The sequence below is a fragment of the Staphylococcus taiwanensis genome, assembly GCA_020544305.1.
GTDB lineage: Bacteria > Bacillota > Bacilli > Staphylococcales > Staphylococcaceae > Staphylococcus > Staphylococcus taiwanensis.
In genome coordinates this window covers 2,454,727-2,481,045 of sequence record CP058667.1, presented here as the reverse complement: position 1 = coordinate 2,481,045, position 26,319 = coordinate 2,454,727, and the positions used below count along the sequence as shown (strand labels likewise).

The following is a 26,319-nucleotide window of genomic DNA, read 5'->3' as shown; positions in this document are numbered from 1 at the left end:
CCTCATATTGGCATCAACACTCAAAGGCCATTTTCAAACTTTCTTTCAATGTCTCTTCTCAGCTAAGGAGACTCTCTGTATTAGCAGTGTAAGTTCTACTTTCCTTATTTCAGTGTGTAATTTGTGTTTTTTTAAGTTAATTCATAGCTTACAGATAGCAAATACTTTTGTCAATAACTTTTCTGAAAATTATGATTATAAAGTTAATTCAGAAAGCGGTTCACGTATTGATATTATTGTATTCTCTAAGCAATAAAAAATTTATTGTGTTGATTGTTTAACTACTTGTGGAAATACATCTATCTTTTTTAAAATAAATAGGTGTATATCAATTAATAGTGTATTTTATACTAGAATAAAAAAGTGTGTGATAAATGCATTTTATGAAGGAAAGGAGTGACAGAAAGTGAATTATGAACAAGATGAACGATTGGTAATAGAACAACATGAGCAAGTGCAAAAAATAGCTATATCAGAAATCAAGCCCAATCCATACCAACCACGTAAAACATTCGATGATCATAGATTAAATGATTTAGCAGATTCAATTAAAGTTCACGGGATTTTGCAGCCTATTGTCTTACGCAATACGGTTCAAGGATACTATATTGTAGTTGGAGAGAGACGTTATAGAGCGTCTCAATTAGCAGGTTTAACAGAAGTTCCGGCAATTATTAAAGAATTGACAGATTCAGACATGATGGAATTAGCAATTATTGAAAACTTGCAACGTGAAGATCTTAATGCAATTGAAGAAGCAGATAGTTATAGACGGTTAATGAATGATTTAGGAATTACGCAGCAAAAAGTGGCGGAAAGATTAGGGAAGTCGCGTCCTTATATTGCTAATATGTTAAGATTGCTCAATTTACCTAAAGAAGTTGCAAAATTAGTACAAGATGGCAAATTATCTGGTGCTCATGGACGTACATTGTTAGGAATAAAAGATGATAAAAAGATGAAAGCAATCAGTAAGCAAGCTGTACGTGAAAACTGGAGTGTTAGATATCTTGAAAACGTGGTTAACGCGTTACAAGACGGTAGGCAGTCTAAAAATGATAAGAAACAGCCAATAAAGCCTAAATTTATTCAGAAGCAAGAACGTCGATTAAAAGAACATTTTGGTACAAACGTTCAAATATCGACTAGTAAAGGTACAGGTAAAATAACCTTTGAATTCACATCAGAAGAAGAATTTAAACGTCTTATTAATAAATTGAGTGAATAACAAGATGCAATAGCTTAGTAACTTAGCGAACAAATAAAAGTTTTTGGGTATGAAATGCTCTTATGTTAATTTTAATAGTTCGAAGTGCAATTTAAGGACAAACTTAAGGGTGAATTTAAAGCTTAAGACGGATACATTGTCGTCAGAAAAGCGTATAATTATTTAATTATGACAATATTAATAAAAAAGGAGGTCATTTTTGAATGAACCAAGTCAAAAATGTATTATCTTCGTTATTCCAACCTTTGACTAAGGTGGAAACTTATGAGAATTTAGCGATTAAAATAGCTTTAATTATTATTTATATTATAGTAGCGCTAATTGTTATTGCGATTTTAAATAAAGTAATTGAACAAGCATTCAAAATTCAAAATCGTAGCAGTAAAGGTAATAAAAAACGTTCTCGTACGTTAATATCACTAGTTCAAAATGTAATGAGCTATATCGTATGGTTCATTGTGATCACAACTATTTTAAGTAAATTTGGAATTAGTGTTGAAGGTATTATTGCCAGTGCGGGTGTAGTAGGTTTAGCTGTTGGTTTCGGTGCGCAAACCATTGTTAAAGATATTATTACAGGGTTCTTTATTATATTTGAGAATCAATTCGACGTCGGAGACTATGTTAAAATCAATAGCGGTGGTACAACAGTTGCCGAAGGTACAGTGAAGTCAATAGGTTTAAGATCTACACGTATTAATACAATTACTGGAGAGTTAACAATTTTACCTAATGGTAGTATGGGTGAAATCACAAACTTCTCAATTACAAATGGATTCTCTATTGTAGAGATTCCTGTCTCAGTTGAAGAGAATTTAGATAAAGTAGAAAAACGATTAAACAAATTATTTACAGCAATGCGTAGTAAATATTATTTATTTATTACTGACCCGGTGGTTGAAGGTATTGACTCATTAGATGAAACCAAAGTGACTTTCAGAATATCAGCAGAAACGATACCTGGTGAAGGTGCTTCTGGTTCAAGAATCTTGCGTAAGGAGATTCAAAGAGTATTTGTTCAAGAAGGTATTAAATTACCACAACCTATTTATATTAAAAATAGTAGCCAACAAAGCAAATCCTAATTATTATTGAGGGGTAATTTCATGACGTCAAATTATGGAATAAATGATATAGTAGAGATGAAAAAACAACATGCATGTGGAACAAATCGCTTTAAAATTATTCGTATGGGTGCAGATATTCGCATCAAATGTGAAAATTGCCAAAGAAGTATTATGATTCCACGTCAAACGTTTAATAAAAAATTAAAGAAAATATTAGTATCACATCAAGATACTGAAAGTTAGGAGAATGATGAATGGCTTTAACAGCTGGAATTGTAGGATTACCAAACGTAGGTAAGTCTACACTATTTAATGCAATTACAAAAGCGGGTGCTTTAGCGGCAAACTATCCGTTCGCAACGATTGACCCAAACGTAGGTATCGTTGAAGTACCTGATGCACGTTTAAATAAATTAACTGAAATGGTGGAACCTAAAAAAACAATTCCTACGACTTTTGAGTTCACTGATATTGCAGGTATTGTTAAAGGTGCGTCTAAAGGTGAAGGTCTAGGAAATAAATTCTTATCCCATATTCGTGAAGTAGATGCGATTTGCCAAGTTGTGCGCGCATTTGATGATGAAAATGTTACACACGTATCAGGACGAGTAAATCCGTTAGATGATATTGAAGTTATTAATATGGAATTAGTATTAGCTGATTTAGAATCAGTTGAAAAACGTTTGCCAAGAATTGAAAAAATGGCTCGTCAAAAAGATAAAACAGCTGAAATGGAAATGCGTATTTTATCTAGAATTAAAGAAGCACTTGAAAATGGTAACCCAGTACGTAGTTTAGACTTTAACGATGAAGATCAAAAATATGTGAATCAAGCTCAACTATTAACATCTAAAAAAATGTTATACATTGCCAATGTTGGAGAAGATGAAATTGGTGATGAGGATAATGATAAAGTAAAAGCAATTAGAGAATATGCAGCTAAAGAAGATTCAGAAGTTATTGTTATCAGTGCTAAAATCGAAGAAGAAATTGCAACTTTAGACGACGAAGATAGAGAAATGTTCCTTGAAGACTTAGGTATTGAAGAACCTGGTTTAGACGTTCTTATTAAAACAACATATGAGTTACTAGGATTATCAACATACTTTACTGCTGGTGTTCAAGAAGTACGTGCATGGACATTTAGACAAGGTATGACAGCACCACAATGTGCAGGTATTATTCATACTGATTTTGAACGTGGCTTTATTCGTGCAGAAGTAACGAGCTATGATGATTACGTTGCCAATGGTGGCGAACAAGGCGCTAAAGAAGCGGGTAGACAACGTTTAGAAGGTAAAGAGTACATTATGCAAGATGGCGATATTGTACACTTTAGATTTAATGTTTAAAATAACACATTTGATGAATTATAAATTTGATATTTTATAAAATAAAAGCAGTGTAAGTTTCGCTTGGCTTAAGTGACGAGGGACTTACATTGCTTTTTATATAGGCTGTTGCATTATATCTTAAAAGAACGGTATAACCTTACTTGCTTCAATAATATCTTTGGTGCTAAAAAATTGTTTACCTTCTCCAGTATAAGCAGGTTCTAATATCATATTCGCTTTCGCTGAATATAACCACTCTGGATTGATACCGCAATTTAAGACTTCTTGAAATTCTTGAAAATCTTTATTCCAATCTAAATCTAATTGCATATTTTACACCTCACCAATATTATAGAACAAGTGTTCGTAAAAATAAAGTGTTATATGTAAATTTTTTAAGAAGTAAACCAGTTTGAAGTGACATTTGAATCAATATAGTTTGCATCAACATTTTGGTTGAGTTCAGGAGAATAGTAATTATCTGTATATTGCCATAATACTTTCTCTCTATTAGGTTCCTGTGCTTGATATGAAGCTAACCAATAACCATCATAAGCACTCACTGCGTTAGGCACATTATTAATCATAAAGTTCTCGTAAGAATAGAATAATACTTTTTTATTTCCAGCGAGTTGTTTCATTTCATCAACCCACGCTTTAGTTGCAGTATCAGCATCGCCAGAAGTGATTGAATTTTGTTCAAAATCATTCACATAAAATGACGCTTTAGGTGCACGATTATATAATGTTTTTGCTTCATAACGTGCGTCATCAGCATTTTCATACATACTATATGAATATACCCCGAATTTCATATTATTTTTATCTAGTAACGCTGAATTATTTTCTAAACATTGGTCGACATATTCAGAGCCATATTGACCTCTAATGATGATAAAGTCATAATCTTTTTTTAATTGTTTGACTTGGGCATCCGTTAAATTTCCTTGCCACTCTGAAATGTCTAACACACGTTCACCACTGTTTGTTGTTATTGCTTTAGATTTTGCTGAAAAGGTTGAACGATTACTTGTTGCATTGCTTTCTGTATTTGGATGTTTTGCAAGATACTTCTGATATCCATACCCCATTGTACCTTTCTCACTACCCTCACTTGATTCAGAAGCATTTGCATTTAATGCTCCAATAGAAGTTGCCATAATCGTTAAACACGCAATTGATGATGTTGCTTTTTTAATCATTTGAGCTCTCCTTTATATATATTAATTATAAAAATTTAAAAACAATAATATGTAAAATGCATTTGTGATGTTAGTATAAATAAAAATGATTCGCAACTTTATAAATGACGCGATAAATATGTATGAAAATAAAGTTATAAGCAATATAAAATAATGGACGTTAAGAAGTTGAATATTTATTGTAAAAAGTAATACTCTATGCTATAATTCTTGATTGTGAGTAATGAAAATTATTCCTTGCTTATCGTTAGTATTCGATAGGCCGCATAGACCACAAGGAGGTGCAAGTATAAAATGAGAACATATGAAATTATGTATGTCGTACGACCTAACATTGAAGAGGATGCTAAAAAAGCTGTTGTTGAACGCTTTAACGGTATCTTAGCTTCAGAAGGATCAGAAGTTTTAGAAGAAAAAGACTGGGGTAAACGCCGTCTTGCTTATGAAATTGAAGATTTCAAAGAAGGTTACTATAACATCGTACGCATTAAAACTGATAACAACAGAGCTACAGACGAATTCCAACGTTTAGCTAAAATCAGTGACGATATCATCCGTTATATCGTTATCCGCGAAGACCAAGATAAGTAATAAATTAATGGGGGCGTTTTAATGATAAACAGAGTTGTATTAGTAGGTCGTTTAACTAAAGATCCAGAATACAGAACCACTCCCTCAGGCGTAAGTGTAGCGACATTTACTCTAGCAGTTAATCGTACTTTCACGAATGCTCAAGGGGAACGCGAAGCTGACTTTATCAATGTTGTTGTATTTAGAAGACAAGCTGAGAACGTGAATAATTATTTATTCAAAGGTAGTCTAGCTGGCGTTGATGGTCGCATACAATCACGCAGTTATGAAAATCAAGAAGGTCGTCGTATCTTTGTTACTGAAGTTGTAGCTGATAGTGTTCAATTCCTTGAACCTAAAAATGCACAAGGTGGCCAACGTAATCAAGGTAATAATAACAATGATTTCCAAGACTACGGTCAAGGATTTGGTGGCCAACAATCAGGACAAAATACGTCATACAATAATAATAACTCATCAAACAATAAACAATCAGATAACCCATTTGCGAATGCAAACGGACCGATTGATATTAGTGATGATGACTTACCATTCTAATAACAAAATGAACTTATAAAATATCTTTCAGAAGGAGGTAATTAACCATGGCAGGTGGACCAAGAAGAGGCGGACGTCGTCGTAAAAAAGTATGCTATTTCACAGCAAATGGTATTACACACATTGACTATAAAGACACTGAATTATTAAAACGTTTTATCTCAGAACGCGGTAAAATCTTACCACGTCGTGTAACAGGTACTTCAGCTAAATATCAACGTATGTTGACAACAGCTATTAAACGTTCTCGTCATATGGCATTATTACCATACGTTAAAGACGAAAACTAATATATAATTAGTGTTTAAACCCCGTAGGCTTAAGGCTTACGGGGTTATTTTTATGCTTTGAAAATTGTGGGAAGGGCAGAACAAGGGCATCTTTAAAAGGTTCTATAATAAATTGGACTGATGACTAAAAATCATCAGTCCAATTTGACGTAGAGCCAAAATTTTTATTTTAAATGATCAACTGCGTATTGTGCTTCTTCTTCGGTGAATTTATAGCCATCTTTAGAAGAAAGCATGTCTTTGATGTCTTCTTTAGATGAATCGCCATCTTTATCTAAGTCTTTAGCTTTTTCTAAAGCATTCTCTTTAAAGTTAACGTCGATGTTATCTACCGCATATTGTGCTTCATCTTTAGTAAAGCCATCATAATCGACTAAATTTTTATATAATTCGCTTTTCGAATCATTTGAATCTTCCATATAACGTTCTGCATCTTTTAAAGCGTTCTTTTTGAAATCAGTTTTTAAGTGTTTGAGGGCATAGTCGCCTTCTTCTTTTGTGAATTGTTGTCCTTCATCTGAAGTGAGTTCTTCTTTCAGTTTTGATTTAGATGGATAAGAACGATCACTTGTTTTTTGGGCAGTTTTTAAAGCATTTTCTTTATAATCGATTTTGACATGTTTCATTGCATAATCAGCTTGGCTTTTAGTGAATTGACCACTATTATGATCATTTAATAAATAATCGTATAACTTAGATTTAGAAAAATGAAGATTATCATTTGTGTCTTCAGCAGTTCGTAAAGCATTTTTATTATAATCAATATCCTTCAGATGATTAACAGCATATTTTGATGTATCATAATAGCCATTTAACAATTCCTCCTTAAATTAGTAAGTACTTATTCTAATCATACATAAAATAAAAAAAGTACAATGGTTCATATATTTTTTTTACAAATAATTATTCAGAGGAATAGATTTTCTTTTACATAATTTTATAGGAAATTGAAATAATAGAGGAAGGCGATCTAAAAAATAAAAAAACATGCTTGTTATCTTCTAAATAGATAGCGTAACAAGCATGTGCGTTATTATAAGCGAATATCAATGTCATCAATTTGTTGTTGATATTCTTTGTATTTACTTTCAATTAACATTTGATATGGTGTATTGAAGAAATCTGCAAGAATCATTGCATCTTTAAATTTAGGCTCATGTTGATGATTTTCCCATTCCCATAATTGGTGGGGTTCATAATGTGTGCCGTATTTTTGATTTAATAATTCAGTTAATTCGTTAATTTCAAGATTTCTTTTAGTTCTTAAATTAAAAAGTGTATGTGAACTCATGAAACATAACCTCCCAAAATATCAACTTGTCGTTAAATTAATATTACTTACTTTCCTGTTCATTAATTAGTTCAACAAGTTTTATTAGTCTTTTATAGACAACCCAATTTATTTAACTATACTAGTCCTCTTTACAATAATTATCAAGTCTTTTAGTTTATATTTTTTAAATATGTTATCTTTAATTCTATAAATAAAAACAAAGGGGAATTTAATCATGAAAATATTTGATGCACATTTTCATATTATCGATTTTGATTTTCCAATTCATGAAAATAATGGCTATATGCCACCTTCTTATACAGTAGAAGACTATTTAGAGCGTACAAAGGATTTAAATATTATAGGGGGAACGATTGTATCTGGTTCATTTCAAGGGTTTGATCAAGATTATTTAACGACGGCATTAAATAAATTACAGGGTAAATTTGTTGGAACGACACAATTGCCTATATCGACATCAGACGAAGAAATCTATAGATTAAATGCAAAAGGTGTAAGAGGGATTAGATTTAACGTAAAACGCGGTGGTTCAGAAGATATTTCAAATATTAAAGCATTGGCTCAAAGAGTGTATGATTTAGTAGGTTGGCATACTGAAATTTACATCGAATCGAGCAAATTGAAAGAATATAAGACATTAATTAGCGAATTACCTCAAGTATCAATCGATCATCTTGGTTTGACGAAAGAAGGATTTGAAGATTTAAAAGCATTAGTCAATCAAGGTGTTTACGTTAAAGCTACTGGATTTGGACGCATTGAGGTTGACCCAGTAGAAACGATTAAAGCATTGATTGAAATAAACACAGATGCAGTGATGTTTGGTACAGACTTACCTTCTACGCGCGCAAACCGACCATTTAATGAACAAGATATTAAATTGATTCAAGATAATTTTGATAATGAAACTCAAGAAAAGATTTTTTATCGCAATGCATTAAAGTTTTATAGACTTTCAAAGTAATGTGATTCGTATTAATAGTGGCAGTGCAATAACGAGATATGGAGTAGTTGTTTTTTAATTTTTTATATAATTTAAGCTGTTTTTAGAAAAAAATTAAATAAATTTTTTATCAAAATGTTTATTTAACCTTATAGGTGGTATAAATAACGAGTATACAAAATAGAATATAAGGAGAATTCAATTATGGGCTTTATAGTTATGTTAATTGTCGGCGGATTAATCGGCTGGGTTGCCGGTATGATCATGGGTAAAGATATCCCAGGTGGTATCATCGGTAACATCATTGCAGGTTTAATCGGTTCTGCAGTAGGTAGTAAATTATTAGGTACATGGGGTCCTGTATGGGGCGGCGTACCAATTATCCCAGCATTAATCGGTGCAATTATTGTTATTTTCGTAGTTTCTTTAATTTTAAAAGCTATCAAAAAATAACAATAGATATGAAAAAAGAGCAAGTAGCAATCACTGTTATAAAAGTGATTACTACTTAGCTCTTTTTTTAGTTAATAAGTACTTGGTTATCGTGTATATCGTCATAATCGTAGTTTTTGATAATTTCACAACCTAACGGATGTCTACCATTGTCAACGTGATTATTAATATCTTCTAGTACTTTTAGAATTTCATATTCAGGTGTTTCGACATTAAAAGAATATCTAAATACATGCCCATGATCCGATTTAACTGTTGCAATAAGTTCTTCATTTCTCATTTTATAGCCTAGTAATTCCATTATTGATCCCCCCAATAAGTTTGATTACTTACCTATAATGTAGCACTTCAATACGCCTAATGACAGGGATTTTACTTAAATGTTAATGATTATCATTTCACTTTTATCTTATGATAGGAATCTAAATGGAATGAAAGCAGAGGCTTAAAAAAGGACATAAAAAGAGGGTGACGTCGGGTTAAGGCGTCACCCAGGAGTATTATGTTCATGAATATAAAAGACTTTGTAGTTATTATTAACTACACATTAATAGTATCATGTTACTAGCTATTATGATAATAATAAACATACAAAAATAACGAAAAATTTTTATTAATATTAAAAGTGTAAAAACGATTGATTGAAGTACACATTTTAAAGAAATTAATATTTAGAAATGCAATCAAAAAATAGATACTTTAGACTTACCGAAGCCTTACATTAATAGGAAATATATGCCATAATTTATATAATTAATTTGTTGAGGTGTAGCATATGGAAGGTATCTTAACGTTTATAACAATCACGCTACTTATCATAATTGTTCCGGGTCCGGACTTTTTGATCGTTATGAAAAATACGATTAACTCTGGAAAAATGAATGGTGCTATGGCAGCATTTGGCATTACTTCTGCACATATTATATATTCAACTTTAGCAGTTTTTGGGATTATATATATTTTAACGAGCTTATACTTCGTCTTTCTAATTATTAAAGTTTTAGGAGCATGTTATTTAATTTATTTAGGCATTCAAAGTATACGTCATGCACGACAATCTATGAACTTTAATACTGATAGTATGGTAGAAACTAGTGGTATGAAGTATTTCACATCTTATAGACAAGGGTTTTTAAGTACGATTTTAAATCCTAAAGCCTTGCTTTATTATGTGAGCATTTTGCCTCAGTTTTTATCAACCGGTGGTATAGCGATGAAATCACAAGTAGCAATTTTATCACTTATCGTGATTTTTGTTATTTTAATTTGGTTTTTGTTTTGTGTCTTTGTATTTCAATATATTAAATTATTATTTAGTAATCCTAAAGTTAAATCGATTTTTGATTATGCGGTAGGTACGATTTTAATTGGACTATCAATTAATCTATTGTTTAGTAAGAGTAGTTAATCTTCCGGAAAATGAGGGACAATACATAATGAAAATTTATTTAGTGAGACATGGTGAATCGCAATCTAACTATGATAATAAACATAATCGTGCGTATTTCTGTGGTCAATTAGATGTACCATTGACCAAGAAAGGTATAGAAGGTGCACAAGCTTTAGAAAGCTACTTTATAGACAAGGATATTGATCATGTTTATGTTTCAGATTTAACACGTACGCAAGAAACATATAATAATATCTTTCCTTATGATATACCAACGACGATAACATCAATATTACGTGAGCGTTCTTTAGGCGTGTTTGAGGGCGAATATAAAGACAAATTAATGCAAGATGAACAATATCATCGCTACTTTAATCATCCTGATTACAAAGATTTTAGACATAGTTTTACGCAGAAAGCCCCTAAAGGTGAAAGTTATAGAGATGTATTTAATAGAGTTAAATCTTTCTTTGAAAATAAAATCGACAAGAAAGATGACGTTATTGTGGTAATCGCGCATCAAGTGGTCATCAGATGTATCCTAGTATACTTTAATATCATTACAGAAGATGAAGCTTTGGAGCAAAATATTGAGAACTGTAAACCATATCCTATCGATATATAGTCAAATTCCCAACTTGAGCTAAGTTGGGAATTTTTATATGGCTTCTATTTATCTAAAACATCAGATTTAATGTGTTTTTCATCTAAGAATTTTTGGATTTTCTTTTGTTGTTTACCATTAACATCACCAGCATAATGCGTAGGTACATCTACGACGTTGATTGTATTTTGAGGTTCATAATTCAATTCTTCAATACTTTTATCTACGTCAGCAATCGTACTGTTTAATGCGTGGAAATAATTGATGATACGGTCAACATTGTCTTTATAACCACTAGGAAGTGTATTATTTTCAACAAATTTTTTGAAATGCAAATCATTTTTAACAGCTATATTTGATAAATTACTAAGTTTCTTAGCTTGTTTATTAGTAATTCGTGTTTGACCTGTACTTTGACTGTCAATTTTACTCTGCATGACATATTTATTATCTAAGATATCGCTATTAACATCTAAGTATTTCTTAATAGCTTTATTCATCTCATCTTCACTAAGTTTTTGACCTTTTTTATTAGATGTGAAAATATCTTTATTAGTTAAATCTTTAGCGCTTTTAGGTGCATTGACGCCGTTGCTGTGATGATCTTCAGCATCGTCATCTTTTTGTGGGGCACATGCACTTAAAGTGAGTAATAATGATAACAACACACCTAGAATTATACTCTTCTTCATAGATTCCAATAATCTCCTTTGTAAGTAAAACATCTACATTTAAACATAACAATAGAGTATCACTTCTAGAAAAAGAATTGAATGTTTAATGCTTAAATTAATGAACAATCTTTGAACAATTTGTGGCAATGATTCACTTACATGTTTTGAATTTCTTCAATTGCATTGCTTTTGGAAAATATAAAATTGTTCTTTTATATATAAGGATAGAGATGCTAACAAGACAAAGACTTCCAATTTTTAATCTACAAATGAAGATTAGTATAGATAAGGTGAAATTAACACAAAAGCAGAGGCCCTTATATGAGCCTCTGCTAAGTATGAAGATATTTGATAGGTTAAGTGTTTGTATAGGATAAGAGAGAAGTTGATAAAAACTTCTAATATATCCTCAAAAAATTATTAATTTCTAATGATATAATCAAAGGCGTTTAATCCAGCATTAGCACCGGCACCCATAGAAATAATAATTTGTTTATTTTTTTGGTCGGTAACATCGCCAGCAGCAAAAATACCTGGAACATTTGTATTATTATTGCGATCAATAACAATTTCGCCACGGTTATTTAATTCTACTGCGTCACCGATCCAACTTGTATTTGGCACTAAGCCAATTTGTACAAAGATACCATCTAAGCTTAATTCTTTCATTTCGCCAGATTGTAAATCTTCATAACTAATACCTGTTACATGATCATCACCTAAAACTTCTGCAGTTCTTGCGTTTGTTTCGATGTCTACGTTTGATAGAGAACGTAAACGATCTTGTAATACATTATCTGCTTTTAGTTCAGATGAATATTCGAATAATGTAACGTGTTTAACAATACCTGCTAAATCAATCGCTGCTTCAACACCTGAGTTACCGCCACCAATAACTGCAACGTTTTTATTTTCAAATAAAGGACCGTCACAGTGAGGACAGAAGGCTACACCTTTGTTGATTAAGCGATCTTCGCCAGGAATGTTTAGCTTACGCCAACTTGCACCTGTTGAAATAATTGCAGTTTTCGTTTCTAATACTGCATTATTTTCAAGTGTTACACGAATTGCTTGGTCTGTTTTCTCAATGTTAGTAGCACGGATGCCTGTCATTGTATCAATGTCATAGTCATCGATATGTGCTGCTAAATTTGCAGAGAATTGAGAACCAGTTGTTTCTTTAACAGTAATAAAGTTCTCGATACCAGCTGTGTCATTAACTTGACCACCGATACGATCAGCGACAATACCTGTGCGCAACCCTTTACGAGCAGTATAAATTGCAGCACTACCACTAGCTGGTCCACCACCAATGATTAAAACATCATATGGTTCTTTATTTTCATATTCAGAAGCATCCTGTGTACTTCCTAATTGACTTAAAATATCTGAGATAGTCATACGACCATTACCGAATTCTTCACCATCTAGGAATACTGCCGGCACAGCCATGATATCTTCTGATTCATCACGAAAGACTGAACCATCAATCATTGTATGTGTGATATTTGGGTTAATCACACTCATTAAGTTTAATGCTTGAACAACGTCTGGGCATTTTTGACAAGTTAAACTTACATACGTTTCGAAGTTGTAGTTACCTTCTAAACCTTTAATTTGATCAATGATTGATTGTTTTTCTTTAGGTGCACGACCACTTACTTGTAAAATTGCTAATACAAGTGAATTGAATTCGTGACCTAATGGAATACCAGCAAACGTAATGCCTGTATCTTCTTCAGGTTTACTTACTGAGAAGCTTGGCGTACGTTTTAATTCTTGTTCTACAATCGTAATATGGTCAGACATTTCAGCGATTTCATCTAAAAGTTCTTTTAATTCTTTAGATTTGTCATCAGAACCAATACTAGCTCTGAATTCGACATCGCCTTCCATAAGTCCTAAAAGTTGTTGTAATTGTTGTTTTAAATCAGCATTAAGCATTATTTAATGCCTCCTTAAATTTTACCTACTAAGTCTAATCCTGGTTGTAATGATTCAGAACCTTCTTCCCATTTAGCTGGGCATACTTCACCTGGATGTTGACGTACATATTGAGCGGCTTTGATTTTGTTTACTAATGTGCTAGCGTCACGACCAATACCATCAGCATTGATTTCAGCTGCTTGAACAACGCCGTCTGGGTCGATGATGAATGTACCACGTTGAGCTAAACCAGCTTCTTCATCTAATACATCGAAATTACGAGTGATTGTTTGAGAAGGGTCACCAATCATATTGTATTGAATTTTGCTGATTGCATCTGAATGATCGTGCCAAGCTTTGTGTACGAAATGAGTATCAGTTGATACTGAGAATACATTTACGCCTAAATCTTGCAATTTATCATATTGGTTTTGTAAGTCTTCTAATTCAGTTGGACATACGAATGAGAAGTCAGCAGGGTAGAAACATACTACACTCCAAGAACCTTTTAAATCATCTTGGCTTACTTCTTTGAATTCGTCTTTTTTAGGATCATAAGCTTGCGCTGTGAATGGTAGAATTTCTTTATTGATTAATGACATAACTTAAATTCCTCCTGAGTTTTCGTATAAATTAATTAGAACTACATAATAATCATTGCTTGATTATAATAATTCTAATTTCTTAAATATTATTATTGCATTTCATTTCTTATTCGTCAACTTAATACACTTGAGTGTACGTTTGGACTGATTTCTTGCGTTTGAATAGGTTTTATAAATAGTTTGTTAAGAAAGTAAAGAACGCTTTAAATTTCTGCTTTTTACTTTAATCATGTTTATTTCCAACGCCTCTGTCTATCAATTATCCTTTTTCATTCTCAACTAAACATAACTATTTGATAATAGAAAATAATTATTTTCTACATTTGGAACACTTTTAAGCATATAAATTTTAACGGTTATTATGAGAATAAATTATAAACAACAAAATGATAGACTGAAACATGAATTAAACGGTTTCAGTCTATCATTTTATTAATCAATTACTTTCACAGTAACGCTTCCCACTTTGTCATATTCAGCGGTATAAGTACCTTGTTCTAGATTTAAAGGAGAAATAAATGTTCCAGATGAAATAAATTGTCCTTTTTTCAAAGATTTGCCGTGTGAATGTAACTTTTTATTTAGCCATTTGACTGCCTCAACTGGGTTTCCTAGGACTTCGCTTGAATGACCAGTCTCGATTGGTTTATCATCTTTGAATAATTTTAAATTAATATCCGCAAAAGCTTCATAATCTAATGGTGCTACACGTTCGCCTACGACAATTAGACCTGTAGCGGTATTATCTGAAATCAAGTCTCCTAATGTAAAGTTAGGGAACCAGTCTTTATAACGTGCATCTGGAATTTCAATACCAGGTGCGATTTTTACGCTTTCTAATATTGTTTGGGTATCCGCATCTTCAGGTAAGTCAGCCGTTAACTCAAAAATAATTTCAGGTTCTAATAATGGGGCGAAAAGTGTTGATAAAGAAACACCGTGACCATTCTCAATGACTTGATGAGATAATATTGTCCCATAGGCTGGCTCATCGGTATTAGCAATGGCTTGTGTCGCAGCACTTGTCATACTGACTTTATAACCTTTAACAGGCACGTTCTTGTCATCTTGAATTTGTAGAATTAAATCGTCTTGTGTTTGATATGCTTCGGGTTCGCTAATATCAAACGTTTTACTTACAAATTCAATAGGTTCTTTAGAAATATAAGCTTGGAATAGGGCATTAGATACATCTTTGTTTGGCTTAGTCATGATATCTCTCCTTAAATATCTGAAAATTGTTACTATTATGATAACTATAAAAGCTTAATCATGCAAATTGTTTGTAGACTATAGTAGTTATGGTTCTTTTTAAAAGCAAAATAAAATACAAATTGTTACGATATAAGTAATAGATTAGAAAGGGTGAATGTAATGGCAGATTATGTTTATGATTTAATGAAAAGACATCATTCAGTAAGAAAGTTTAAAGATAAGCCACTTAATGATGAAACGATTAAGAAATTAGTAGAAGCAGGACAAAGTGCGTCTACTTCAAGTTATTTACAAACCTATTCAATCATTGGTGTTGACGATCCACAAATTAAGAAACAATTAAAAGAAGTATCAGGACAATCCTATGTTGTCGATAATGGTTATTTATTTGTATTTGTTTTAGATTATTATCGTCATAGTCTTATTAATGAAGTTGTGGAAACAAATATGGAAACATCATTTGAATCTGCAGAAGGATTGTTAGTTGGCGCCATTGATGTAGCTTTAGTTTCTGAAAATGTTGCACTAGCAGCCGAAGATATGGGTTATGGCATTGTATATCTAGGGTCATTACGAAATGATGTTGGACGAGTTCGAGAAATTCTAGATTTACCTGAATATGCTTTCCCATTATTTGGTATGGCAGTAGGTGAGCCAGCAGATGATGAAAATGGCGCACCAAAACCGCGTTTGCCTTTTGAACACGTATTCCATAAAAATGTATATAACAGTAATGCAAAAGATCAAAAAGATGATTTAGAAAAATATGATGAAAAAATTAGTAATTATTATAAAGAACGAACTAATGGAGAACGAAGTGAAACATGGTCGCAACAAGTTTCAACGTTTTTAAGTGGTAAAACACGTTTAGACATGCTTGAACAATTAAACAAAGCAGGATTAATGAAGCGATAAAATAATATATTAAAAGCGTAGCCAACCATTACGATTTTTAAGGAACCGTAACGTTTTGGCTACGCTATTTATAGTTTCATATTTTAATTAGTTGATAAATCTCCATATTCAGTTGAATTGAATTTATCTTTATCTAAGTTACCAGTAAGTCTAGCGGTACCTGTACCTGCTAACATTGAGTCATTTACATTTAATGCCGTTCTACCCATATCAATAATTGGTTCAATTGAAATGAGTACACCAGCGAGTGCTACTGGTAAATTTAATGTTGATAAAACTAGGATAGAGGCAAATGTAGCACCGCCACCAACACCAGCAACACCGAATGAACTAATTACTACAACACCAATTAAAGTTAAGATAAATGGTAAGTCAACGTCTACTTTAGCAACGGGTGCAACCATAATCGCTAGCATAGCTGGATAAATACCGGCACATCCGTTTTGGCCGATTGATAGACCAAATGAAGCAGAGAAGTTGGCGATGCCATCAGGTACGCCTAAACGTTGTGTTTGTGTTTGAATATTTAAAGGTAATGCACCTGCACTTGAACGAGAAGTAAAGGCAAATATTAGTACTTCAAGCGTCTTTTTAGCGTAACGTACAGGATTGATACCCATTATAGATAGTAAGATTAAATGAATAATATACATTGTGATTAATGCAGCATAAGATGCCACCATGAATTTACCTAATGTCCAAATGGCACCAAAATCACTTGTAGCAATCGTAGATGCCATAATAGCAATGATACCGTATGGTGTAAGTCTTAATACAAAAGTAACGATAGACATAACTAGCGCGTAAATAGCATCAATACCACGTTTTAATAAGCTTCCACTTTCAGGTTGTTTACGTGCAACACGAACATAAGCAAAGCCAACGAATATTGCAAATATAACTACTGCAATAGTAGAAGTAGTTCTTTGTCCTGTGAAATCTAGGAATGGATTGCTAGGTAATAATTCCAAGATTTGTTGTGGTAACGTATTGGCAGTTAAATCTTTAGCTTGATGGCTAATTTCACTTCCGCGTGAATGTTCAGCACTTCCTAAATCAATACTTGATGCATCTAAATGAAATACAAGTGCGTAAAAAATGCCTACAATAGCTGCTATAGCTACTGTTCCGATTAAGAACATAAAAATATAAGTACCAATTTTAGCGAATTTATCACCAATTTGTATTTTACTAAATGCAGAAACGATTGATATGAAGATTAATGGCATGACAATCATTTGAAGTAATGCAACATAGCCATCACCGACGATACTAAACCAATCGGTAGTTGTTTTTAGTACTTTTGAGTCAACACCATAAATGAGGTGTAGTGCGATACCAAAGACGATGCCAATTCCTAAAGCTGTAAATACTCTTTTAGGAAATGAAACATGCTTTTTGGCCATTATAAGTAAGCCAATAAGGAATAAAATCATTATTATAATATTAATAACTGTAAAAAGTGTCCCCATAAATGAATCTCCTTTATAAAATTAATCCCGACTTTCTTAATAAGGATAATACTATTTAAAATGTATTTCAATGCTTCATAATAAAAAGTATAATTTATAAATTTTTGAAAAATTCAAAATATTTATGGTATTAAATTTTTTGGAGTTTTAATTTTAATTAAATATAAAGTAATCAATAAATAAATTTGTGATTTCTGATTTAGGGCTTAAGGAAGTTGAGTGGAATAAGTAAATGGTTATAGCGATATCAGAATAGCTGACTTAAAAAAATAGAATACAAAAAAGCGGGACGAGGACAGAATGCTTTTGAATTCGTAGGTCCAGTCCCGTAAATATAACGAGAGCTGAGTAAGGCTTAATTTAAAGCACCTTCTCAGCTCAGTTAGCTACTGCGAATTTGCAATGTAGCTTTTTTATATAAATTTGTTTTAAATTCGTCCGATTTAAATATGCTTAGTATTTCAATAATAAGCAATTATAAATTAAATAATCTCGCGAAAAATCCTTTTTGTGAAGAAGATTGAGATTGTTGTGAAGTAATATCTTCTTTTAATGTATCTATAGATTGTTGATTATTGTCATTAATTTCTTTTACTAATTTATTTTGTGTATATTCCGATTGCTCTTTTTGAGCAGTTTGAATAGCCTCTTGAGAATTTTGGATAGCTAGTAATGATTGATTATTAGCATCTAACTTTTCAGTAATTTGGCTTTGAAGTTCTTTTAATTCATTTTGTTGTTGATGTACTTGGCTAATCATTTGGCCAAGCATTTGACGTTCTTCACGCATTTTTTGAATTTCAGTACGCAATTCATCTACTAATTGCGTTGCGCTTTGGTCCGTAGGTAATTGTTCATTATCTTCTTTAACGATTACTTGTAAGAAGTCTTTTCTTTTTCAAGCTCTTCAAAAGCTAAATCGTAACTATTGGTTTGTTTGACTTTTTCTGCAATATCTTGGAAAAGTTCTACATCTTCTTCTTTAAAATCAGTAGCTTCACGACCACGGTATTCCGTCTTACTTAGTTGATAGCCACGTTCTTCTAAATGTTGGACAATTTTACGGACTTGTTTTTCACTTAGTTCAACACGTTGAGCGAATTCTTTTGTTAACATAGCTGAGAGTCCTTTCATATCTTTAATTTATGTACACTGACGTCTGTCTTCGGTCAACCCTTTGTATCGCTCTTTTCAAGTGTTCTTATGAGGGTAAGCGTAAATTCATTTGTTCTAAAAGAGGATAAATAATTTCTCTTGATATCCCATTGGCAAATACATATTTAAGGATATAGTTAGATTTTACGCTTGCAGGATAGATGTCTTTAGTAAGTTCAATATTAGATTTAATGAACAAATCAACTTCAAAAGGCAACTCAGTTTTCGTATAGTTTGGATGGACGTAGTCAAGTTCTGTTTGTCTTTCAAAACCATTTTCAAATAACAATAATTGGCGATGGGTAAGGTCTTTTTTATTCATTGTTTCATCTAGACTATTATCTTTTGGAACTTCTATCATCATAAAGTTGATGTCACGAGAGTGGACTTTGTTAGACAATTTATTAAGTTGTTTCTCGATTTCATCTAATGTTTCAGCTATAAATGCATCATGATTTTCATTATTTGTTGCTAATAAGTGAATTAGAAATGCTGAATTTGTTGTTGCTTCATAGTGTGCAGTTGCCATGCTAGCAATTTGATCATTTTCTATACCAACAATAATAGCGTAATCGTTTTCAGTTTTATTATTTTGTAATGACTTTTTGATGATAGTGCTATCTTCGTAAAAATCTACATCAACTTGCTGATTATAAAATTCTAAAGCTTTATCGAAATAGTCATCATTTAGTGATTGAATTGCATGAAACTTCATCATGTCACCCCCACGATATTTTGTTTTAGTATAGCACAATTCAAAACTATGTCGTCATTAATAGAAAAAAGGATGACTAATAAAAATACCGCAAAACAAACTTATAATGAGTTCATTTTACGGTATTGTATTTCAAAATTAAGTGATAATTATGATTTAGGACCTTTTGATTCGTTTGCATAATGCGTGATATCAATTTCTTCATAAGCAGCATTGTGTTCTTCTACTTCTTTGTGTGAAGAATTATCTTTGTTAGCGATGACTAAGTATTTATCATTTAAGATTTCTTTTTTATATTTTTCAAATTGATCTTCAGATAAATCGTAACGAGATAAAACAGCTGCTTCGCCATCTTCACCTGTTAATAATTTAGACATACGGTCACTAAATGAACCACTTGTAGCAATAAGTGTGACTTGAGAATCATGTAAATCATCTAAATGTAATTTACTTTTACTTACAACTGTTAATTCATTTTCTGAATAACCTTCAGCTTTTTTCTTATCAATAGCATTATAAATTTCATCTTGATTATCTAATACAGTAATATCTGACATGTTAATCGCCCTCCATCTTTCGTCCTACTTATTAGTAAAAATATACCCTTAAGAATATTTGTAAAACGCATCTACAATTATTATATAATTAAATAAGATAGGTTTACAAATAGAGTTAGGAACAATTTTGTGAAACGTTTTCATATATAAAATCGACAATAGAGGGGCTAAACGCTATATAAGGATATTGAAAATAAGGCGAAAATTTGCTATTATCATTAAATAATTTATATCGCTCATATAATCTAAAGGATATGGCTTTAGGAGTTTCTACCATGTTGCCACAAACGACATGACTATGAGTTCAGCATCAATACATAATAGAAGATAATGCTTATTTAAATGCCATTTAAAAATACTGACGTAGAAGTTGTTTAGCTTTGGAGCTTGTACTTTTCAAATAAACTCTATGAGAATGAACAAATTTTAAAATTGTACAGTGTTTATAGAATGACACATTTAAATGAATACTTCTTGAAACTGCAAAAGTAATGTATTGCCTGTTCACTCATGGATCCTGAGACTTTTAACGAAGTTTGAGGATTTTTTTGTATACAATTTTAGGAGGTTTTGACGTGGAATCGCTTAGACAGAAAGTCAAAGAAGATGGCGTAGTTATTGATGAAAAGATTTTAAAAGTAGATGGTTTTCTTAACCACCAAATCGATGCAAAGTTAATGCATGATGTAGGCAAAACATTTTATGAACAGTTTAAAGATAAAGGTGTAACTAAGGTTTTAACAATCGAAGCATCTGGTATTGCTCCGGCTATCATGGCGTCATTACATTTTGATGTGCCATGCTTATTTGCTAAAAAGGCTAAACCTAGCACGTTAAAAGATGGTTTTTATAGTACGGATATACACTCTTTTACGAAAAACAAAACAAGCACTGTTATCGTGTCAGAAGAGTTTTTAGATGAAAATGACACAGTATTAATTATTGATGATTTTTTAGCAAATGGAGATGCATCTTTAGGATTATATGATATTGCACAACAGGCTAAAGCTAAAACAGTAGGCATTGGTATTGTTGTCGAAAAAAGTTTCCAAGATGGTAGACAGAGATTAGAAGAAGCAGGATTAAACGTTTCTTCATTATGTAAAGTAGCCTCTTTAAAAGGAAATGAAGTTACTTTATTAGGTGAAGATGAATGAAAAATTTCATTTTAAGTCTTCAACACTTATTGGCCATGTATGCAGGGGCGATTTTAGTACCCATTATTGTAGGTACAAGTCTTAAATTTACACCTGAACAAATTGCGTACCTAGTAACTGTTGATATTTTTATGTGTGGTGTTGCTACATTTTTACAAGCAAATAAAGTGACAGGTACAGGATTACCAATTGTATTGGGATGTACATTTACAGCCGTAGCGCCAATGATTTTAATCGGTCAAACGAAAGGTTTAGACGTGTTATACGGGTCACTATTCGTATCAGGGATTTTGGTTGTAATTATAGCGCCATTCTTCTCATATTTAGTTAAGTTCTTTCCACCAGTGGTGACAGGAAGTGTAGTAACGATTATTGGGATTAATTTAATGCCAGTAGCGATGAACTACTTAGCCGGTGGGGAAGGCGCTAAAGATTATGGGAATCCAAAGAATTTAATTTTAGGTGGCGTGACGTTAGTTATTATTCTTATCTTACAACGCTTTACTACTGGATTCCTAAAGTCAATCGCAATTTTAATTGGACTTATCGCCGGAACAATTTTAGCAAGTGTGATGGGAGTAGTCGATGTTAAACAAGTCGGAGATGCACACTGGATAGGAATTCCACAACCGTTTCGTTTCTCAGGATTCGGATTCGATATCGGTGCTATCCTTGTATTTACGATTGTAGCGATTGTGAGCTTAATAGAATCGACAGGTGTATACCATGCGTTAAGTGAAATAACAGGAAGAAAGCTTGAACGTAAAGATTTCCGCAAAGGTTACACTGCGGAAGGTCTTGCAATCATACTAGGATCTATCTTTAACTCATTTCCATACACTGCGTATTCACAAAACGTAGGACTAGTATCTCTGTCAGGTGCAAAGAAAAATAAAATTATATATGGCATGGTTGTCTTGCTTTTAATATGTGGATGCATCCCTAAGTTAGGTGCTTTAGCCAATATCATTCCTCTACCAGTTTTAGGTGGAGCGATGATTGCAATGTTTGGCATGGTAATGGCTTATGGTGTTAGTATTTTAGGACATATTAATTTTAAAAATCAAAATAATTTATTGATTATTGCTGTCTCTGTTGGTTTAGGAACAGGTATTAGCGCAGTGCCACAAGCATTTAAAGCTTTAGGAGAACAGTTTGCATGGTTAACACAAAATGGCATTGTATTAGGTGCTATTTCAGCAATTATTCTTAATTTCTTTTTTAATGGTCTAAAGTATAAACAAAGTGAAGAAAATGTGAAATAATAGGACTAACTATATTAAATGGAGGCTGTATTATAAATGTGGGAAAATAAGTTTGCTAAAGAATCTTTAACTTTTGACGATGTTTTGTTAATTCCGGCTGAATCAGACGTTTTACCAAGTGACGTAGATTTAAGCGTTGAATTATCAGATAGAATTAAATTAAATATTCCAGTTATCTCAGCTGGTATGGATACAGTAACAGAATCTAAAATGGCGATTGCGATGGCGCGTCAAGGTGGTTTAGGTGTTATCCATAAAAATATGGGTATTGAAGAGCAAGCTGAAGAAGTACAAAAAGTTAAACGCTCAGAAAATGGTGTTATTACTAACCCATTCTTCTTAACTCCAGATGAAAGTGTATATGAAGCAGAAGCTTTAATGGGTAAATACCGTATTTCAGGTGTGCCTATCGTGCGTGATCACAGTTCTAGAGAATTAGTAGGTATTATCACTAATCGTGACTTACGTTTTATTGAAGACTTCTCAATCAAAATTTCTGACGTAATGACAAAAGAAGATTTAATTACAGCTCCAGTTGGTACAACTCTAGAGGAAGCGGAAACGATTCTTCAAGAACACAAAATCGAAAAATTACCTTTAGTTGAAAATGGCCGTTTAGAAGGTTTAATTACAATTAAAGATATTGAAAAAGTTCTTGAATTCCCTTATGCAGCAAAAGATGCGCATGGTCGTTTATTAGCAGCAGCAGCTATTGGTACATCTAAAGATACTGAAATTCGTGCTCAAAAATTAGTCGAAGCTGGTGTAGATGCATTAATTATTGATACAGCACATGGTCACTCTAGTGGTGTAATTAAACAAGTTAAGAAAATGAAAGAAACATACCCTGAAATCACAATTGTTGCAGGTAACGTTGCGACAGCTGAAGCAACACGTGCATTGTTTGAAGCAGGTGCTGATGTTGTTAAAGTGGGTATTGGACCTGGTTCAATTTGTACAACTCGTGTCGTTGCAGGTGTGGGTGTACCTCAAATTACTGCAGTTTACGATTGTGCAACAGAAGCACGTAAACACGGTAAAGCTATTATTGCTGATGGTGGTATTAAATTCTCAGGCGATATTATTAAAGCATTAGCAGCTGGTGGACATGCTGTAATGTTAGGTAGTTTATTAGCTGGTACTGAAGAAAGCCCTGGCGCAACTGAAGTATTCCAAGGTAGACAATACAAAGTTTATCGCGGTATGGGTTCTTTAGGTGCTATGGAAAAAGGTTCAAACGACCGTTACTTCCAAGAAGACAAATCACCTCGTAAATTCGTACCAGAAGGTATTGAAGGACGTACAGCATATAAAGGTCCATTACAAGATACAGTATATCAATTAATGGGTGGCGTTAGAGCTGGTATGGGTTATACTGGTTCACCTGACTTGAAAACATTACGTGAAGAAGCGCAATTCACTCGTATGGGTCCTGCTGGTTTAGCAGAAAGTCATCCACATAACGTACAAATTACTAAAGAATCACCTAACTACTCATTTTAATTGAACATGATGTCGTTAGAGTAAATATTGTTATATAAACATAGGGGACGCTTTTCAATTTAAATATTGCTATTATAAGTGGTTGTGCATTTTCAGAAAGACTTTAATAACAATATGTTAGGGAAGGCGTTTCTCTATAATTTACATAAATTAAATCCAAAGGAGATTCACAATTATGGAAATGGCTAAAGAACAAGAGTTGATTCTTGTCTTAGACTTCGGTAGTCAATATAATCAACTGATTACACGTCGTATTCGTGAAATGGGCGTATACAGTGAATTACATGACCATGAAATTTCTATCGAAGAAGATTAAGCGTATGAATCCTAAAGGTATTATCCTTTCAGGTGGCCCTAATTCAGTGTATGAGGAAGGTTCATTCACAATTGATCCTGAAATTTACAACTTAGGCATCCCGGTATTAGGTATTTGTTACGGTATGCAATTGACGACGAAACTTTTAGGCGGAAAAGTAGAACGCGCTAATGAACGTGAATATGGTAAAGCAATTATTAACGCAAAATCAGACGATTTATTCTTCGGTTTACCTTCAGAACAAACAGTATGGATGAGCCACTCTGATAAAGTAATTGAAATTCCAGAAGGGTTCGAAGTGATTGCGGATAGCCCAAGTACAAATTATGCCGCAATTGAAGATAAAGAACGTCGTATTTACGGTGTACAATTCCATCCTGAAGTACGTCATACAGAATTTGGTAATGATTTATTAAGAAACTTCGTACGTCGTGTATGTGATTGTACAGGCGAATGGACAATGGAAAACTTCATTGAAATTGAAATTGAAAAAATTCGTGAACGTGTGGGCAATCGCAAAGTCTTATGTGCAATGAGCGGTGGCGTCGATTCATCTGTAGTAGCCGTCTTATTACATAAAGCAATTGGTGACCAATTGACATGTATCTTTGTAGATCACGGTTTACTTCGTAAAGGCGAAGGCGACATGGTAATGGAACAATTTGGTGAAGGATTCGACATGAATATTATTCGTGTCAATGCACAAGAACGTTTCATGAATAAACTTAAAGGTGTATCTGACCCTGAACAAAAACGTAAAATTATCGGAAATGAATTTGTGTATGTGTTCGACGATGAAGCGGCTAAATTAACAGATGTTGATTTCCTAGCACAAGGTACATTGTATACTGACGTGATTGAGTCAGGTACTAAAACTGCACAAACGATCAAATCTCACCATAACGTAGGCGGATTACCTGAAGACATGGAATTTGAGCTAATCGAGCCAATTAACACGTTATTTAAAGATGAAGTGCGTGCATTAGGTATTGAATTAGGTATTCCTGAACATTTAGTATGGAGACAGCCTTTCCCAGGTCCAGGTTTAGGAATCCGTGTATTAGGTGAAATTACTGAGGATAAATTAGAAATCGTACGTGAATCAGATGCGATTTTACGTGAAGTTGTACGTGAAGAAGGTCTTGAAAGAGACATTTGGCAATACTTCACAGTATTACCAGGTATCCAATCTGTAGGTGTTATGGGAGATTATCGTACGTATGATCATACAGTAGGAATCCGTGCAGTAACATCTATCGACGGTATGACAAGTGACTTCGCCCGCATTGATTGGGAAGTCTTACAAAAGATTTCAAGTCGTATCGTAAACGAAGTAGACCACGTTAACCGCGTAGTCTATGACATTACTTCTAAGCCACCAAGCACTATAGAATGGGAGTAAGAGTCAACAAATAAGTATAGGCTAGAAACACCTTTATAATAGGGTTTCTAGCCTTTTTTAATATGAGAGGTTAAAAAATGAGATTAAGTAAAATTGAACTACACGAAAAGGATTATCCCAGAGCAGTAGATATTTGGGAGCGTTCAGTTATAGCTACACATGATTTTTTAAAAGAGAGCGATAGAATACAACTTAAAAAGGAAATACCAACATACTTCCCATATGTAGAAGCATATTTATGGTTTGCCGGGAATGACATCATTGGCTTTTCCGGAACTCATGATTTAAATTTAGAAATGTTATTTTTAGATCCTAAATACTTTAAACAAGGTTATGGAACTGAAATACTGCAAACTTTAATTCAAGAATATAAGGTTCAATATGTGGATGTAAACAAAGATAACCCCAATGCCTTGGCGTTTTATCTCAGAAATGGATTCAAAAAATATGATGAATCTTCAAAGGATGGACAAGGCAGGGATTATCCTATAGTACATCTTAAATTGTAA

Annotated in this window: 28 protein-coding genes, 2 pseudogenes, 1 riboswitch and 1 other annotated feature (1 of these 32 only partly in view); of the genes and pseudogenes, 17 read left to right on the top strand and 13 right to left on the bottom strand. The window is 32.8% G+C overall.

Going from position 1 to position 26,319, the window contains the following annotated elements:
* Window positions 1-120 (bottom strand) — a binding site (T-box leader); it reaches 291 nt to the left of the window's first position.
* Between the two features lie 286 nt (window positions 121-406).
* From HYI43_11925 to ychF, 4 genes are all read left to right on the top strand, one after another.
* Entirely contained in the window at window positions 407-1,228 is an 822-nt protein-coding gene (locus tag HYI43_11925; GenBank protein UDI79207.1) for a ParB/RepB/Spo0J family partition protein, read from the top strand.
* A gap of 203 nt (window positions 1,229-1,431) precedes the next feature.
* On the top strand, window positions 1,432-2,313 hold the full coding sequence (locus tag HYI43_11920; protein ID UDI79206.1) for a mechanosensitive ion channel family protein: 882 nt from the start codon (window positions 1,432-1,434) through the stop codon (window positions 2,311-2,313).
* A 21-nt stretch (window positions 2,314-2,334) separates the two neighbouring features.
* Window positions 2,335-2,538, top strand: coding sequence for a DUF951 domain-containing protein (locus HYI43_11915; GenBank protein UDI79205.1), 204 nt, complete (start codon window positions 2,335-2,337; stop codon window positions 2,536-2,538).
* Window positions 2,539-2,549: 11 nt separating this feature from the next.
* Window positions 2,550-3,647, top strand: coding sequence for a redox-regulated ATPase YchF (gene ychF, locus HYI43_11910; protein UDI79204.1), 1,098 nt, complete (start codon window positions 2,550-2,552; stop codon window positions 3,645-3,647).
* 120 nt (window positions 3,648-3,767) lie between these two features.
* On the opposite strand, the gene HYI43_11905 is transcribed toward ychF, so the two are convergent.
* Window positions 3,768-3,959 (bottom strand): hypothetical protein, encoded by a 192-nt coding sequence (locus HYI43_11905; GenBank protein ID UDI79203.1) that lies wholly within the window; start codon window positions 3,957-3,959, stop codon window positions 3,768-3,770.
* Between the two features lie 65 nt (window positions 3,960-4,024).
* Window positions 4,025-4,831, bottom strand: coding sequence for a lysozyme (locus HYI43_11900; GenBank protein ID UDI79202.1), 807 nt, complete (start codon window positions 4,829-4,831; stop codon window positions 4,025-4,027).
* 294 nt (window positions 4,832-5,125) lie between these two features.
* Between HYI43_11900 and HYI43_11895 the strand changes: the two genes are divergently transcribed.
* Genes HYI43_11895 through rpsR form a run of 3 tightly spaced genes read left to right on the top strand, consistent with a single transcriptional unit; the run spans window position 5,126 to window position 6,249 of the window.
* Complete coding sequence (locus tag HYI43_11895) at window positions 5,126-5,422, top strand: 30S ribosomal protein S6 (protein UDI79201.1); 297 nt, start codon at window positions 5,126-5,128, stop codon at window positions 5,420-5,422.
* A 21-nt stretch (window positions 5,423-5,443) separates the two neighbouring features.
* Entirely contained in the window at window positions 5,444-5,959 is a 516-nt protein-coding gene (gene ssb / locus HYI43_11890) for a single-stranded DNA-binding protein (GenBank protein ID UDI79200.1), read from the top strand.
* Between the two features lie 47 nt (window positions 5,960-6,006).
* Window positions 6,007-6,249 carry a 30S ribosomal protein S18 gene (gene rpsR, locus HYI43_11885; protein ID UDI79199.1) on the top strand — a complete coding sequence of 81 codons (243 nt, stop codon included), beginning with the start codon at window positions 6,007-6,009 and terminating at the stop codon, window positions 6,247-6,249.
* Between the two features lie 164 nt (window positions 6,250-6,413).
* Here the strand turns inward: rpsR and HYI43_11880 are convergent, their stop codons facing one another.
* Both HYI43_11880 and HYI43_11875 read right to left on the bottom strand, forming a co-directional pair.
* A complete protein-coding gene (locus tag HYI43_11880; GenBank protein ID UDI79198.1) occupies window positions 6,414-7,067 on the bottom strand; it encodes an Ltp family lipoprotein in 654 nt (217 codons plus the stop codon).
* 215 nt (window positions 7,068-7,282) lie between these two features.
* On the bottom strand, window positions 7,283-7,540 hold the full coding sequence (locus HYI43_11875) for an XRE family transcriptional regulator (GenBank protein ID UDI79197.1): 258 nt from the start codon (window positions 7,538-7,540) through the stop codon (window positions 7,283-7,285).
* Between the two features lie 217 nt (window positions 7,541-7,757).
* Here HYI43_11875 and HYI43_11870 point away from each other — a divergent pair, with 217 nt between their 5' ends.
* Both HYI43_11870 and HYI43_11865 read left to right on the top strand, forming a co-directional pair.
* Window positions 7,758-8,507 carry an amidohydrolase family protein gene (locus HYI43_11870; GenBank protein UDI79196.1) on the top strand — a complete coding sequence of 250 codons (750 nt, stop codon included), beginning with the start codon at window positions 7,758-7,760 and terminating at the stop codon, window positions 8,505-8,507.
* 183 nt (window positions 8,508-8,690) lie between these two features.
* Window positions 8,691-8,939, top strand: coding sequence for a GlsB/YeaQ/YmgE family stress response membrane protein (locus HYI43_11865; GenBank protein UDI79195.1), 249 nt, complete (start codon window positions 8,691-8,693; stop codon window positions 8,937-8,939).
* A gap of 67 nt (window positions 8,940-9,006) precedes the next feature.
* On the opposite strand, the gene HYI43_11860 is transcribed toward HYI43_11865, so the two are convergent.
* On the bottom strand, window positions 9,007-9,240 hold the full coding sequence (locus HYI43_11860; protein ID UDI79194.1) for a hypothetical protein: 234 nt from the start codon (window positions 9,238-9,240) through the stop codon (window positions 9,007-9,009).
* Window positions 9,241-9,714: 474 nt separating this feature from the next.
* Here HYI43_11860 and HYI43_11855 point away from each other — a divergent pair, with 474 nt between their 5' ends.
* Window positions 9,715-10,347, top strand: a complete 633-nt coding sequence (locus HYI43_11855; GenBank protein ID UDI79193.1) for a LysE family translocator — start codon at window positions 9,715-9,717, stop codon at window positions 10,345-10,347.
* A 28-nt stretch (window positions 10,348-10,375) separates the two neighbouring features.
* Window positions 10,376-10,954: a histidine phosphatase family protein gene (locus HYI43_11850; protein UDI79192.1), complete on the top strand. Its 579-nt coding sequence runs from the start codon at window positions 10,376-10,378 to the stop codon at window positions 10,952-10,954.
* A gap of 44 nt (window positions 10,955-10,998) precedes the next feature.
* Here HYI43_11850 and HYI43_11845 read toward each other — a convergent pair whose 3' ends face one another.
* The 4 genes from HYI43_11845 to HYI43_11830 form a co-directional block, all read right to left on the bottom strand.
* Complete coding sequence (locus HYI43_11845; GenBank protein ID UDI79191.1) at window positions 10,999-11,625, bottom strand: NDxxF motif lipoprotein; 627 nt, start codon at window positions 11,623-11,625, stop codon at window positions 10,999-11,001.
* A 402-nt stretch (window positions 11,626-12,027) separates the two neighbouring features.
* Complete coding sequence (ahpF, locus tag HYI43_11840) at window positions 12,028-13,551, bottom strand: alkyl hydroperoxide reductase subunit F (GenBank protein UDI79190.1); 1,524 nt, start codon at window positions 13,549-13,551, stop codon at window positions 12,028-12,030.
* A gap of 14 nt (window positions 13,552-13,565) precedes the next feature.
* Window positions 13,566-14,135, bottom strand: coding sequence for a peroxiredoxin (gene ahpC / locus HYI43_11835; protein ID UDI79189.1), 570 nt, complete (start codon window positions 14,133-14,135; stop codon window positions 13,566-13,568).
* A gap of 435 nt (window positions 14,136-14,570) precedes the next feature.
* Complete coding sequence (locus HYI43_11830) at window positions 14,571-15,350, bottom strand: 2-keto-4-pentenoate hydratase (GenBank protein UDI79188.1); 780 nt, start codon at window positions 15,348-15,350, stop codon at window positions 14,571-14,573.
* Window positions 15,351-15,512: 162 nt separating this feature from the next.
* Here HYI43_11830 and nfsA point away from each other — a divergent pair, with 162 nt between their 5' ends.
* The gene (gene nfsA / locus HYI43_11825) at window positions 15,513-16,268 is read left to right on the top strand and encodes an oxygen-insensitive NADPH nitroreductase (protein ID UDI79187.1); all 756 of its coding nucleotides are present in this window, start codon (window positions 15,513-15,515) and stop codon (window positions 16,266-16,268) included.
* An 83-nt stretch (window positions 16,269-16,351) separates the two neighbouring features.
* On the opposite strand, the gene HYI43_11820 is transcribed toward nfsA, so the two are convergent.
* From HYI43_11820 to HYI43_11805, 4 genes and pseudogenes are all read right to left on the bottom strand, one after another.
* Window positions 16,352-17,740: an L-cystine transporter gene (locus HYI43_11820; protein UDI79186.1), complete on the bottom strand. Its 1,389-nt coding sequence runs from the start codon at window positions 17,738-17,740 to the stop codon at window positions 16,352-16,354.
* A gap of 475 nt (window positions 17,741-18,215) precedes the next feature.
* Window positions 18,216-18,856: pseudogene (locus HYI43_11815) on the bottom strand (DNA-binding protein).
* Between the two features lie 85 nt (window positions 18,857-18,941).
* Window positions 18,942-19,610: a hypothetical protein gene (locus tag HYI43_11810; protein ID UDI79185.1), complete on the bottom strand. Its 669-nt coding sequence runs from the start codon at window positions 19,608-19,610 to the stop codon at window positions 18,942-18,944.
* 149 nt (window positions 19,611-19,759) lie between these two features.
* The gene (locus HYI43_11805) at window positions 19,760-20,167 is read right to left on the bottom strand and encodes a general stress protein (protein UDI79184.1); all 408 of its coding nucleotides are present in this window, start codon (window positions 20,165-20,167) and stop codon (window positions 19,760-19,762) included.
* A gap of 216 nt (window positions 20,168-20,383) precedes the next feature.
* Window positions 20,384-20,486: riboswitch (purine riboswitch) on the top strand.
* 256 nt (window positions 20,487-20,742) lie between these two features.
* On the opposite strand from HYI43_11805, the gene xpt reads away from it, so the two are divergent.
* From xpt to HYI43_11780, 5 genes and pseudogenes are all read left to right on the top strand, one after another.
* Window positions 20,743-21,324, top strand: a complete 582-nt coding sequence (xpt, locus tag HYI43_11800; protein UDI79183.1) for a xanthine phosphoribosyltransferase — start codon at window positions 20,743-20,745, stop codon at window positions 21,322-21,324.
* Window positions 21,321-22,589 (top strand): purine permease, encoded by a 1,269-nt coding sequence (locus HYI43_11795; protein ID UDI79182.1) that lies wholly within the window; start codon window positions 21,321-21,323, stop codon window positions 22,587-22,589. The genes xpt and HYI43_11795 overlap by 4 nt, the downstream gene beginning before the upstream one ends.
* Before the next feature lie 36 nt (window positions 22,590-22,625).
* Window positions 22,626-24,092 carry an IMP dehydrogenase gene (gene guaB / locus HYI43_11790; protein UDI79181.1) on the top strand — a complete coding sequence of 489 codons (1,467 nt, stop codon included), beginning with the start codon at window positions 22,626-22,628 and terminating at the stop codon, window positions 24,090-24,092.
* A gap of 175 nt (window positions 24,093-24,267) precedes the next feature.
* Window positions 24,268-25,810 (top strand): annotated as a pseudogene (guaA, locus tag HYI43_11785) (glutamine-hydrolyzing GMP synthase).
* 77 nt (window positions 25,811-25,887) lie between these two features.
* Entirely contained in the window at window positions 25,888-26,319 is a 432-nt protein-coding gene (locus HYI43_11780; GenBank protein UDI79180.1) for a GNAT family N-acetyltransferase, read from the top strand.